Source organism: Endozoicomonas sp., from assembly GCF_051008435.1.
Lineage (GTDB): Bacteria > Pseudomonadota > Gammaproteobacteria > Pseudomonadales > Endozoicomonadaceae > Endozoicomonas_A.
Genome location: NZ_JBPCXO010000212.1, coordinates 1 through 11242 on the forward strand (window position 1 = coordinate 1; position 11242 = coordinate 11242).

The window sequence follows — 11242 nt, forward strand, 5'->3', positions numbered from 1 at the left end:
CCTGATTTGGCCATTTTTTATGATTCTTTTCGTTGAATAGCTCGCTATTCGCCTCAAATAATCATAAAAACTGTCTCAAACCGGACTTTTCCTCGCTACGGTCGGCTAAGTCCGACAGACTCCTAGACGTTGCCAAATTGTCTTAAGGCTTTTGAGGTTCAGAGAATAAAAAGGGCCATACGGCGAACCGTATGACCCCGGGAGCAACCGATGATTCGGTTAGAACTTCATTTCGTAGGTCAGGGCTAAAGCATGGCTCTGGCTGCTCTTGCCGGTAGAACCGAAGTAATCGATGTGCAGATTCTGGTGATCTTTCAAAGCCATCGAGTAACCGGCGTTGTAGTAGATGGCGTCTTTGCCATAGCTACCGGTTTTCAGTTGCTGCATGCTGCCCTGATCGACATAGCCCACCTTGATGGGGGAGTCATCCAGCAGACTCTTCTGATAACCCACACCGAGCCTGAACTCTCTGGGCAGTTCTGAATCCGGAATCAGGTAGGACATCTGCAGACCAGTACGGGTGATCAGGTGCGTACGGTTCTGGCTGTCGACCTTCAGAGCACTGTCACCCTGACCTTTCTCCTTGAAACCATCAATGGAACTGTTGATGTAGAGCACTTCAACGTTCGGGGTCAGAACCAGGCCGGTGGCAACATTATCCATGTTGATGTCGTAGCCCAGGGAGGCATAAGCTGTCCATTCATTGGCCTTGGGACTGGCTTTGTACTCCTGACCAAAGACCGGGTCACGACGCTTACTGTCCATATCGGTGATGCCGTAGGTCAGAGCCGTATTGAAGTGCCACTGATCTTTGTTCCAGGAAGCAAACGGACCAATACGCAGGTTGCTGGCCTTGATGCTGCCTTGGGAGTCTTTAAAGCTGGAGCTCATTTTCTGAATGCCAATCATGAGACCGGCAGACCATTCGCTGTTCAGCTGTTTGAACACGCCGACTTCCAGACCGTAACCGTTAGCATCAAAGCCAGCCAGGTTATCGACTTTGCCCTGATTCATTTTGAAGCCGTAAATCTGGCCGTAGCTGTAGAGCCCACCTTCCTGAATCAGTTGCTTGTTGAGGGTATGCTCGCCCGCTGAGGCCAGCATTTCACCGGTATTCAGATCTTCCAGCTGCACATTGGCGAGCATGTGGGTGTTGTGGAAGCTGTTCATAGCAATGCCATGATGAGACATGGCTGCGGTGGATTGAGTTGAGAGCGACTGTACCAGACCGGCCGCGTACATGGTTTTCACCTGTTTCCCAACCTTGCTGGTTTCGTTGATGGTACTGGCTTCTTCGATTTGGCGATGCAGTCTTTCCTGTTCCTGACGCTGTTTCTCTTTTTCCTGACGTTTGCGCTCGGCTTCTTCTGCCTCCGCTTTGGCGTTGGCGGCAGCTTCCTCGTCTTCCTTGGAAATCTCAGGTCCGGCAATCTGCTCGACTGGATCAGCGGTATGAACGGTTTTGTCTTCATCCTGATTAATACCCAGCAGGTAGTTTTTGGCTTCCGTTGCTGCATAGAAAGCCTCGGTGCAGGCCTTCTGGTCTTCACACTTGTCCGGGTGATGCGTTTTGGCGTACTCACGGAAAGCATGTTTAATCTCAGCTTCGCTGGGAGAGGCATTATCGGTCAGTCCCAGTAACTGAAGTGCGGCCTTGCGTACGGGTTCCAGCTCGGGACCATAGACCGTGTAGTTTTCCAGAGGTTGCCCAGTGAATTCATGGTCGACACCGACATGGTAACTGCCACCCTGTGGGTTATTGGCTTTCAGCTTGTCAGCGGTTTCCTTGCCATTGACCGGAGAAACATCTTGGTCTTGTTCCGGCTGTGACTGAGACTCTTCTTCTGGCAAAGGCTTACCCAGATACGTGTGCTCCAGACCTTCCTGGTAGCTGCCTTCCTGAGGGTTGTTCTTTGACAGGCGCTCGTACTCAGCCCGCCTGGCGGTTTTCTCTGCTATGGCAGCGGCTTCTTTATCTTCCTGGATCTCTTTGTTTTCAGGGGTTGAAGTACTGTTAAACAGGCTGGCGTAAACTCGACTGAGATAAGAAGGTTCTGAGGGGGGCGCTTCCGGAAGTGTTTCTGCCTCAGCTTTGGGACCCAATACTGTAGTAGTGTTCGGAGTAGTGTTCGGAGTAGTGTTCGGAGTAGGTTGAGGCGTTGGTTCAGCAGAAGTCGTGCTTTGTACGTTCACGGTTGCCGTTGGTTTCGCAGACTCGGTTGTTTTATTAACATCTTCAGGCAGTGAGGTCTGGTTCAAACTGCTGGTGTAATCACGAGTCATAAAGGATGGACCCTGACTCTTTGTCTCTGTCTGGGTTGCAGTCGGCTTGATTTCTTCCTTAGTACTGGCGGTAGGAGTTGCCGTTAGTGTTGTTGAAGGTGTATCTGTTGGTGTAGCACCTGTTTTTGTCAGTGTTTCTGCTTCCGTTTTGGGACCAAAAGCAGTTGTTGATACAGGGGGAGTATTCTCTGTCCTGGAAACCGCCTCAGTGGAGGTGGGCGACACTGTTTCAGTTGGTGCATCTTCTTGCAAAGAAGTTCTGCCGAAAATACTGTTGTATACACGACTGGCGTATGAGCGACTCTGGCTCTCAGACTTGATGGTTTCTGTGGGTGTGGCCTTTGAATCAGTTGTACTGATTGTTGGAGTTATTTCTGTGTTGGCCTGAGCAGAAGTTTGAGTCACAGTACTTGCAGGTACTGTGCTGCTTGAACCTAACAAGAAGTCTCTGGCTTTTATCTTGGCTGCGGTTTTATTCGAAAGCTCTTCAAAAGCCTTCAAAACTTCTTCCCTGCTTGGCTCGTTATCTATTATGTGCAGTGACTCCAGAGCCGCTGCTCGCATTTCTCTCTGATAGATATCAGAGTTTAAATCTGTGTGAACGGGTGTCGATGTTGGAGTGCTGGCAGGGACAGCCTGTGCAGTAATGTTCAAGATAGCAGCAGTTTGGTTGCTTTGAGTATTCTGAGGTGTCGGGGTGCCATCATCATCTTCTTCTTCTTCTTCTTCGTAGAAGAAATCCATTTCTGTCTCAGATACGCCTTCCCAGTAACTGCCAGCTTGCGGGTTGTTTTTCATGATACGAACCGATTTATCAATCCGCTGCCTTCTTTCCTCATCGATATGAGGCTCCAGCAAGCCTTCTTTGGCATCACCGGCCTGTTGCATCAATACATGATACTTTTCTTTATCTCCTGAGTGTTTGTCAGGATGATTTTTGAGTGAGAAATCACGGAAGGCTTTTTTAATGACTTTTTCAGAAGGAAAATCTTCCTTGATACCCAGAAGGTTGAGTGCCTCTCTCCGTTCTTTGTAATATTCCTGAATCTCCTCAGGAGTAAAGCCCTCAGGTATATAGCCATAGCCATAGCCATAGCCATAGCCATAGTCATAGCCATAGTCATAGTCATAGCCGTCTTCCTGAGCGTAGATAACGCCAACGGTAATACAACTGGTAATCGCTATGGCCAAGAGGGTTTTATTGAAAGTTTGTGCTGCCGGATTGAGGCCCTTCATTGTCTTGCTCCCGTGATTGATACTGGAAAGTAAGACTGGTGTTTAGAGCTGAAGTTTCCGTTGACCGTTGACGGGGACGGCGAGTGAAGAAAAGTATTTTTTATATCTTTATGATTTTTAATGATTTTTTTTGTATTAACAGACCAGTAAGAAGTGCTGACAAAGTGACTATACAAAAAGGCCATACGGCGAACCGTATGACCCTGGGAGCAACCGATGATTCGGTTAGAACTTCAGGTTGTTTATACCGATACACCGGAACTCGATTTACACCTTTCTGAAGAGACGCTGAGACAACTGCCTGTCCCGGAGCAATCATTTATTGAGCATTACGGTTTCTTTGATACGGTAAAAAATCATTGGCATTTGTCACACGATCACATTCGGTTTTGTAATCATGCTAAAGAAAAAGCCAATATTTCTTTGGTGGATCGTGAGTATCTTGTTGCTCTTAGAGATATTGATGCTGGAGAGGAGCTTTTGCAGGACTATCGTGAAATTCAGGCCTTTGAAGGAAGAAACCTAAAAGACTGACTACCTTTAAGCACTTGGTTGATCTAGCAGGTTTTAAAATGAAGAAAAAATTACTTCTGGGTTTGATAATTGCTTCGGTGTATTGGTTTTCTGCGTGGACTCTTGCATCTGATGCGGAAAAAAAACGCCTTGATCCTGAAACAGTTGCTGAGCTTCATAAAGCAATGAACAGTGCGTTTACCGAGCATGGGAATCGAGATGAAGTTAAGCAAAAAGCCACAGGGCTAGAAGAAAATGAAGATGAATATGAATATGAGTATCTTGAGGCTAGAGACAGGGAACTGAGGCAACATTTAAAGAAAGTGATGGAGTTGGATGAGTCCAGAGAGGCTCAAGCTCATTGTCAGGGTGAATGTCAGTCAGCAGAGCTGGATGAGGACATTACGGCGACTCAAGTCACGGTAGGTGCTGTCAAAGTAGAGCTGGATGACCAGGTGACATTAGCTGAATCAGAACAGTTGATTGGAGCAATCAAAAAGCAGCTGCTCAAGCACTGGAGGGGCATGCATCACGACTATATATCTGATGCTACAAAGGCTGGGTATTATCTGAAAGTAGTCAAAAACTTTGATGACGTGGATGACTATGTTGATGACAGGAGTGTAGAGATCTCTCTGGATTTGAATGCTGATATCAGTGCCTTGTTAGGTTTATTAAGAATGAATGCCAGAGTGGCAATGGCAGAAATAGAAGCTTTGCCTGATGCTGAAAGAACCTATGTTCAGGATGGGTTTAAACAAGGCTTAGCCCATATTTTGCCCTTTTTTGGGGTGGCATTTTCGGGTGACCTGAGGATTGATGATGAGAGTGCAAGAGAGATCTTTATCTCAGTAATCTCTATCATGCAGCTCAAAGAGTTAGCACAAGCGCTATCAGCTGATGATGAGCAATCCGGGGAAAAATCACTGTTTCAAGAAGTATCTGCGGCTTTCCATAAAGCGGATCTCCCAGATGAAGAGAGAGTAATTAAAAGCTTTCGAGATGTGTTTGTATACTCTCCCTGCAGCCTGGCATCGCTATATAGTTTAAGGCGCGATACTCTGCTGCCCTACTTTGGCAAGCCATTGACAGGTTGGTGTGATTCTCTAGTAGGCATCAGATGGCATTAAGCCTCTGGTACTAACCACAGTGCCTGATAGGGCTTGAGCTGAAGGTCAGAAATTACCTCTTTACTCAATAAGTCGAACCAGCCAGCATAATCTGACTGGTTCAGTTTCTGATGAGCGGAGGTCAGGTTATGTATAGCTACCAGTGCTCGGCTACCATCAGGCGTTGTCCGCAGGAATGCAAAAATCCCTGGTGCCATATCCAAAATGATTTGTGATGCATTCGGGTGAAAACAGGACTCCTGTTGACGAACTCTTAGATGCTCCAGTAACGAATGAAAGACCAGTGATTGTATTGAAACCGGGTTTTTCAGTTCTGGCTGCAACTCTTCCAGCAACTCTTCCAGCAACTCTTCCAGCAACCATTTACGACGATTGATAGAGCGGGTTCTTCCCGTGCTTTCCACTCCTGACAGATCATTGGGAGTGGCAAACAGGCTATGTATGTAAAAAGCAGGTATTCCGCGCATCCCGAGCATGATCAGCTGAGAGCAGAGGAATCGCTGTATTTGCCACTGATCTTCGCCCCGTCTCGTACCTTTCATGGCATCAAACAGAGCAATATTGATCTCATAAGGCGACTCGGTATTGTCTGGCAAGGTGCGCATACTGACGAATCCACCAAAACGATGCATGCTGTCGACCAGTTCGGACACTTCATTCTCCGGTATCACGCCTGTTAGTGGACGCAGGCCTATACCGTCGTGGGATGCCGTAAAGTTGAGAACGGTACATCGCTCTGGATAATCGGGCAGATCACTGGCCCACTGCACCAGATATTTCTCAGTGCCCCGATTGAGTGCATGAAGTATCAAAGGGGGCAGGGCGAATTGGTAAACGATATGCGCTTCATCCTGCTGCCCGAAATAACTGATGTTTTCTTCATGAGGGACATTGGTTTCGGTCAGTAGCGTACTGCCGGGACAGGCTTTTTCCATAATCAGCCGGAACAGTTTCACAATGGCATGAGTCTCGGGCAAGCTCATACAGTGAGTTCCCAGCTTCTTCCAGAGAAATGCTATGGCGTCCAGTCTTATTATCGTACTGCCTCGTGCGAGGTAGAACAGCAGAATATCTACCATCTGGATTAAGACATCGGGGTTTTGAAAGTTCAGATCAATCTGATCTTCACTGAAGGTAGCCCAGACATGTTTGAGCCCTCGTCGTGTGTGAATGGGGACCAGAAGAGGGGAGTTTCTTGGGCGGGTAACAGCGCTGAGATCAGTCTCTGGAGATTCTTCTATAAAGTAATCCCGCCCGGGTTGCAGGCCACTGACAAAATCGGCAAACCAGAGACTTTCCCGGGAGATATGATTGACTACCATATCCGACATGAGCTGATAGTCGTTGGCGATAGCTTCTATATCCTGCCAGTTACCCAGTTGCTCGTTAACAGAGAGATAATCAATGACGGAAAAGCCATCGTCCGAACTGAAGGGAAAGTAAGGCAGTATGTGAACCGTATTAATGACGTCCTTAAGGTAGTCGTCCAGAAAGCCCTTTAAAACCCGGAGAGGCGTCTGGCCACTGTGGTCAGAAAGGGTATCTCCATAGGTGATCAGAAAGGTATCTCTTTCAGACCACTCAAGCGCTGGCCGGGAAGGGTTTTCATGAAGATAATGCTGAACTCTTCGAACAATCCTTGCCGCAATGTCTCCGGCTTCTTCACCATAAGGAAGTGACAGAAGCTGAGTCATAGCCTGGTGAAACGTATTGAAGGCTTTAGGGTAACTTTGCAAGATTCATCTTCCCCGATAGCAGTGTGACTGTTTAACTTTTCCCTTCCCTGCAGCAGGAGTCATGCCACTTCAGGTTTGCGTGAGTGGATTGATTATTAATATCTCCATTACTCGAGAGTATGGAGTAGTCAGCCTGCCTGTGCGGCTACATTGAGTGTCGTATTCTGTTCTGCCTGATGGCTGAAGAGCCCAGCCAGTGACGCTTTTAAATGCATAGCCGCTACCAGGAACAGGAAATAGCCATTCAACTCCATTAACTCTTCATAGAAAACGTGGTAGTGGCCTCCCAGAATACTTTTTTCAAACACATCACTGAGTAGCAGGAGAAGAAATGCGCTCATCATCAAAAATCCAGTAGGTGTGAACACCAGAGCCGCTATGTTTTTTCTTACGGTGTTTATCAGGGATCTGGCCTGCCATAAGATTATTCCCAGTAATACAACCAGCAGCAGAGTCCTTCCTGTGCCATGAACAAGATAGAGAAATGAAGATGGAATCTCGTCAGCGATAGGCAGTCGTTCAATATCGACTTCTCTTAAAAAAATTCCCAAGCCCAGGAAAGCAAAGAAGTATCCTGCAACTTTAAGGAGTTGATGATTTTGCTTTGGTAAAAAAAGGCAATCAAGCCTGCGGTCAAAGCAATAACAGCCTGCAGGCCTTCCATCACACCATTTTCACTATATAGCGCGTGGTTATCCTGATTTACAGCCAGGTAATACAGGACAGAATTGATAATGATTAGAATGGCCAGTGAGCTGAGGAGAATAGATTTTCTCAAGATTATAAAGCCTTATGATTTTGAAAAAGCCATTCTGATTTTGGGGGGAAGATACATCTATTCGGTAAAACACCATGATTAATGAGGTTGAAATCATGGGTTGAGTCGATCTAAGCCTGATTGCTCCTTCAACTCAAAGTGGCTATACGAGTTGGCATGACTTCTGCTTGAACCTTTATGAGATGCACAACTTCTCTCAGTAAAGACGAGCAGAAATATGATTAAAAAGTGTCTGTTTCCTGTAGCGGGGTATGGAACCCGCTTTCTACCCGCCACCAAGTCCATGCCCAAGGAGATGCTGCCTGTTGTTGATAAGCCGCTGATTCAGTATGGCGTAGAAGAAGCCATGCTGGCGGGGCTTACCGATCTGGGTTTTGTTAACGGCAGGAACAAGCGAGCGATTCCTGACCATTTCGATATCAACTATGAGCTGGAAGCTGAGATAGCTGGCAGTGGTAAGGAAGAAAAACTCTCGACCATTCGAGAAGTCATGGCTGCCTGTACTTTCTCCTATACCCGTCAGAACAAAATGCTGGGCTTGGGTCATGCCATTCTCTGCGGCAGAACCCTGATCGGAGATCAGCCTTTTGGGGTTGTGCTGGCCGATGACCTTTGTATTAACGACCGTGGTCCGTTAGTTATGTCGCAGCTGGTTAATCTCTATAAGCAGTTTCGCTGCACCATAGTGGCTGTTCAGGAAGTTCCTGAGTCAGAAGTCGATAAATATGGCGTCATTGCCGGTGAAGCCCTGAGCGATAATCTGATCCGTGTGACTGATATGGTGGAAAAACCAGATCCTTCCGAAGCGCCCAGTAATCTGGCAGTGATTGGACGCTATATTCTGACACCGGATATTTTCGAAATTATTGAGAACACTGAACCCGGTAGGAATGGCGAAGTACAGCTGACCGATGCCATTCTGACTCAGGCGCAGCAGGGTTGTGTGATTGCCTGCAAGTTTGAAGGCGAGCGCTTCGACTGTGGCAGTATCAGTGGCTTTGTCGAGGCAACCAATGCCATCTATCAAAAACGCCTGGACAGGGCTTGAGACGATGTCCGACAAGAACAAGGCGATGGAAAGGCTGGTTATATTTTCTGATCTGGATGGCACGCTTCTGGATCATGATAACTACAGCTGGGCTGCGGCAAAGCCGGCTCTGGATCGGCTGAAAGCGCAAAATATTCCGGTCGTTTTCAATACCAGCAAAACCCTGAGCGAGGTGCTGCCTTTGCAGCTGGAGATGGCACTGGATCACCCGTTTATTACAGAAAACGGAATGATTACTACGATCCCGGCCAATTACTTCCAGTCTTCCGATACGGACAAGAATACCCATTATTTCCATGGTCGGCCCTACAAAGCCATTCGCAGAGTCCTGAAACATTTTCGTGAACAATATGACTTTCGGTTCAAGGGGTTTGGTGACTGCAGTCACAGTGAGATAGCGGGTCTTTGTGGGCTCAGTCTCGAAGAAGCCAGCCTGGCTGCAGATCGTAAAGCCAGCGAACCTTTGATCTGGGAAGACAGTGACACGGCATTAAAACAGTTCGAAAAGAATCTGGCTAAAGAGGGGCTGCATCTGACCCGGGGAGGACGTTTTTATCACGTGTCTGGAAAGGGGGATAAAGGGTCGGCGGCGAAGAAGCTATTTAAACACTATCTGAATAGCTTTCCAGAGCGGAAGTGGTTATCGGTTGGTCTGGGAGACAGCTTCAACGACCTGCCCATGCTGGAAGTGGTGGATATTCCTGTGCTGGTTCGTTCTGAAAGAAGCACTCAACCCGTTACAAAACATCTGTCTGATATTAAATACACGGGTTACGTGGGACCTGAAGGCTGGAGTGAAGCGGTTTTGGAGATTCTTGATGCAGTACAAAAAGGGCATGAACCGGTCTGCGCTCTATAAATAGGTGTGAATTGAACATCTGAGTGTGACTAAGGCGTTAAAAACAATAACTAGAAAAAGGGAACGTATGTATGGGAGATTTTTACCAGAATGGCATTATCACCAATTTCCATAATTTAAGAGTCCGTTCGATTGAAGATATGGAGCAGGACCTGCAGGCCTTTTCCCGTCAAAGGCCCATGTCTCTTGTCTTACCTTCCCTGTTTTCCGAGCTACAGGGTCCCGCGCTGAACAATATTGTGCAGGAGCTCAGTCAGGTTCGTTATCTTTCCGAAATTGTTATTGGTTTGGATAGAGCCAGTGAGGATGAGTATGCCTATGCCCGAGACTTCTTTGGCCAGTTGAATCAGCATCACCGGATTTTATGGCAGGATGGCCCCAGACTTCGTGAAATTGATCGCCTGCTTGAGAGTAAAGGACTGGCTCCGAAAGAGGCAGGCAAAGGAAGAAACGTCTGGTATTGCTACGGCTATGTGCTCGCTTCGGCCAAGTCTGAAGCTGTAGCTCTGCACGACTGTGACATTGTAACTTACCAGAAAGATCTGCTGGCCAGATTGCTCTACCCCGTTGCCAATCCTGCTTTCAGTTACGACTTTTGCAAGGGTTACTACGCAAGAGTGGCTGACAACAAACTGAATGGCAGAGTCAGTCGCCTGCTGGTGACGCCACTGTTGCGCGCCCTGAAGAAAATTCATGGTCCTATGGAGTATCTGGAGTACCTCGACAGCTTCCGATACCCACTGGCGGGTGAGTTTTCCATGCGAACCAGTGTCTTCAATGACATTCGTATACCCAGCGACTGGGGTCTGGAAATAGGGGTACTGTCAGAGGTTAAGAGAAACTATTCCAGTAAGCGACTGTGTCAGGTTGATATTGCTGATGTCTACGATCACAAGCATCAGCCCCTCTCGAAAGAAGACCGTAATGCCGGTCTCTCCAAGATGAGCCACGATATTATCAAGGCAATCTTCAGGAAGCTGGCGACCAATGGCGTACAGTTCAACACCGAAACTTTCCGAACCATCAAGGCCACCTACTACCGAGTGGCACTGGATTTCATTGAATCCTATTACGACGATGCCGTGATGAATGGGCTCCATGTCGACCGTGATACCGAAGAGCGAGCCGTTGAGCTGTTTGCCAGAAACATCATGGAGGCAGGGCAACATTTCCTGGAAAACCCCATGGAAAGGCCCTTCATCCCCAGTTGGAATCGGGTGATATCCGCTGTCCCTGATATTCTGGAGCGCCTCTATGATGCGGTAGAAGAAGACAATGCAACAACCTGAGCGAAAGACAAATTCGGGAGTATGTGAAAGGCATGAGGTCAGTGGAGGCACCCGAAGTGACGGTGAGAGGGATCGTCGTGATATTTTGCCAGTTTGAAAAAGATTTGCAAACAGCATGAGTTGTCTTTTGCCCATTATCTTAAAGGCAGACTATCGGGGGCCAACCTTGTTCCCCGGTTGCATAGTGTCATAATCAGAGCTTCAGGCTGCCAGGAAACGGTTAGGAACTGTCCTTTAATAAATTCCCTTTTTCACCCTTCTCTTGGGACGGCAGTGTAGTTCCAGTTGGGTAAAAATTCATCGAACTGTATTCTCATGCTTTCCTTATAATCCGCACCGTATTTCCGCCCTGTCTTATAAACCTTGTCCA

At 47.5% G+C, this 11242-nt stretch carries 8 protein-coding genes; 5 read left to right on the forward strand and 3 right to left on the reverse strand.

All coding sequences use genetic code 11. The features are described from left to right. Positions 1-219 precede the first annotated feature (219 nt). On the reverse strand, positions 220-3519 hold the full coding sequence (locus tag ACR2PX_RS10950) for an autotransporter domain-containing protein (protein WP_433999393.1): 3300 nt from the start codon (positions 3517-3519) through the stop codon (positions 220-222). 216 nt (positions 3520-3735) lie between these two features. Here ACR2PX_RS10950 and ACR2PX_RS10955 point away from each other — a divergent pair, with 216 nt between their 5' ends. After that, on the forward strand, positions 3736-4053 hold the full coding sequence (locus tag ACR2PX_RS10955) for an SET domain-containing protein-lysine N-methyltransferase (RefSeq protein WP_433999394.1): 318 nt from the start codon (positions 3736-3738) through the stop codon (positions 4051-4053). A 38-nt stretch (positions 4054-4091) separates the two neighbouring features. Further along, on the forward strand, positions 4092-5162 hold the full coding sequence (locus ACR2PX_RS10960; RefSeq protein WP_433999395.1) for a hypothetical protein: 1071 nt from the start codon (positions 4092-4094) through the stop codon (positions 5160-5162). On the opposite strand, the gene ACR2PX_RS10965 is transcribed toward ACR2PX_RS10960, so the two are convergent. Then, positions 5159-6898, reverse strand: coding sequence for an alpha-amylase family glycosyl hydrolase (locus ACR2PX_RS10965; protein ID WP_433999396.1), 1740 nt, complete (start codon positions 6896-6898; stop codon positions 5159-5161). The two genes, ACR2PX_RS10960 and ACR2PX_RS10965, sit on opposite strands and share 4 nt — an antisense overlap. Positions 6899-7026: 128 nt before the next feature. Next, entirely contained in the window at positions 7027-7449 is a 423-nt protein-coding gene (locus ACR2PX_RS10970; protein WP_433999397.1) for a hypothetical protein, read from the reverse strand. Between the two features lie 444 nt (positions 7450-7893). Between ACR2PX_RS10970 and galU the strand changes: the two genes are divergently transcribed. From galU to ACR2PX_RS10985, 3 genes are all read left to right on the forward strand, one after another. After that, the gene (gene galU / locus ACR2PX_RS10975; protein ID WP_433999398.1) at positions 7894-8724 is read left to right on the forward strand and encodes a UTP--glucose-1-phosphate uridylyltransferase GalU; all 831 of its coding nucleotides are present in this window, start codon (positions 7894-7896) and stop codon (positions 8722-8724) included. Continuing rightward, positions 8690-9583 (forward strand): HAD-IIB family hydrolase, encoded by an 894-nt coding sequence (locus ACR2PX_RS10980; protein ID WP_433999399.1) that lies wholly within the window; start codon positions 8690-8692, stop codon positions 9581-9583. Before galU ends, ACR2PX_RS10980 begins: the two co-directional genes overlap by 35 nt. Positions 9584-9654: 71 nt before the next feature. Next, complete coding sequence (locus ACR2PX_RS10985; protein ID WP_433999400.1) at positions 9655-10872, forward strand: glycosyl transferase; 1218 nt, start codon at positions 9655-9657, stop codon at positions 10870-10872. The last annotated feature ends 370 nt before the right edge of the window (positions 10873-11242 follow it).